The organism is Marinomonas arctica (assembly GCF_003259225.1).
Taxonomy (GTDB): domain Bacteria; phylum Pseudomonadota; class Gammaproteobacteria; order Pseudomonadales; family Marinomonadaceae; genus Marinomonas; species Marinomonas arctica.
Window position 1 is genome coordinate 1 of the sequence record NZ_QHJF01000066.1, and the last position, 1,976, is coordinate 1,976.

Below are 1,976 nucleotides of genomic sequence, written 5' to 3' on the forward strand. Positions count from 1 at the left end.
GCCTCGTGCGTCAGATTACGCCTCGTGCCTCGTCTCATCTGACCTACGGGATGTTGTGTGAGTTGGTTTGTATTGGTTTTTCGTAGGGCATCATGAGCGGAGCGTAATGTGCCGTTTGATGATGTTGGTTGGGAATGTGGGATCACGCCTCGTGCGTCAGATTACGCCTCGTTCCTCGTCTCATCTGACCTACAATGGTTGGTAGAGTATTTTTTGTCGTGCTTTAGCGCGTCAAGGGCTTGGGTTGGTGTGATTCGGTTTTTGACGGCCTGAAGGCGCGACCTTGTATCTACAGGTGATGGGGAGGGTTTATTTTTGTTTAATATATTGTACTATTGTTTAAATTATATTTTTATGTAAGGTATTTTAAACAAAATGAACTTTCAAGAGTTGGGGCTATTCGTTAAACACACACGTAAGGCGCAAGGCATTCGTCAGCAGCAGATGGCGGATGATTTGGGGTTGGCGCGTGCGACGTTAAGTGGTTTTGAAAGTGGTCGTGTGGCGGATATTGGTCTTCGTAAAGTGTTGAAGATGTTAGAGTATCTGCATTATGAAGTGACACCTCACGCGGTAAGCCGATTACCCACTTTTGAGTCTTTGTTAGCCGAGCGTGATGATGACTGAGTTAGAGGTTTGTGTTGGGGCTCAATCTGTTGCTTGCTTGTCGAAAGAGTCTGATGAGTTTTTACTGAACTACGTTTGTGACGATTCCCCCTCTTTTGTTTCTTTGACTATGCCTGTCCGCACTAAAAGTTATGTTTCTAATCGGCTTTTCCCTATTTTTGAAATGCACTTGCCAGAGGGCTATTTGCTGTCGGTGTTAAAAAAGCATTTTTCAAAACTGACGGCGACGGATGATTTTGGTTTGTTGGCTTTGCTGGCGGGGAAGGTGCAGGGCCGTTTGTCTTATGGGCCAATGTTGGGTGAAGATGAGTGTTTATCTTTGGATGAGGTGCTGCATTCTTCACAGCCGGATTTGTTTGCTCAGTTGGTGGGGCGTTTTGCTTTGTCTTCGCCTGTCAGTGGTGTGCAGCCTAAAGTGTTGGCGCTTTTAAAAGATAAAGCCACTTTGCGGATGGGTCATTATATTGTGAAGTCTTGGGGGGATGATTACCCTGATTTGGCGTTGAATGAATGGCTTTGTATGACGGTACTGGGCAAGGCGGGTCTTGATGTGCCTGAGTTTTATCTGTCGGACGATGAACGCTGTTTTGTGATGAAACGCTTTGATGTGACGGAGAGTGGTTATTTAGGGTTTGAGGACTTTTGTGTTTTACAGGCCAGATCTCGTGATGATAAGTATGTAGGCAGCTACGAGCAGTTGGCGAAGAGTATTGCGATTTTTGTCAGCCCAAAATATCGCAATAAGGCCTTATTAGGTTACTTTAAGGCCATTGTGTTGAATCAATGGTTGCAAAATGGTGATGCGCATTTGAAGAATTTTGGTGTGTTGTACTCTTCTATTGAGGATATCCGTTTGGCGCCAATTTATGATGTGGTTTCAACAACGGCGTATATTTCACAAGATATCCAGGCATTAACACTGTTGGGAAGTAAGCGTTGGCGTAGCATTGCGCATTTGGAAAGATTTGCTGTTGCACATTGTGAATTAACGCTTAAACAAGCCCGAAGCGCCATTGCGGAGTGTTTAGCAGGTATGGTTTGGCTGCAAGATGAGGTTAAATCATTGCAGAATCAGGTAGCGGGTAAGGATTCTAGAGGTCGTTTGTTGGATCACTTTGCGGGGTTGGCAGAGAAGGCGTTGGGGTTGTAGGTTGCGCCTTCAGGCAGACTCCGAGTTGTTAGTTTTTAGTAGTCGTGCTTTAGCGCGACAAGGTTTTGATTTGATGTCATTAGTTTTTTGACGGCCTAAAGGCGCGACAGGTGATTGGGTGCGTTGATTTTTGTAGGGCATCATGAGCGTAGCGTTATGTGCCGTTTGTTGATGTTGGTTGGGAGTGTGGGGTCACGGT

The 1,976-nt window shown here is 45.5% G+C and carries 2 protein-coding genes; both read left to right on the top strand.

Going from position 1 to position 1,976, the window contains the following annotated elements:
* Positions 1 to 375 precede the first annotated feature (375 nt).
* Entirely contained in the window at positions 376 to 627 is a 252-nt protein-coding gene (locus DK187_RS20810; protein WP_111609210.1) for a helix-turn-helix domain-containing protein, read from the top strand.
* Positions 617 to 1,777, top strand: a complete 1,161-nt coding sequence (locus DK187_RS20815; RefSeq protein ID WP_111609211.1) for a type II toxin-antitoxin system HipA family toxin — start codon at positions 617 to 619, stop codon at positions 1,775 to 1,777. Before DK187_RS20810 ends, DK187_RS20815 begins: the two co-directional genes overlap by 11 nt.
* The last annotated feature ends 199 nt before the right edge of the window (positions 1,778 to 1,976 follow it).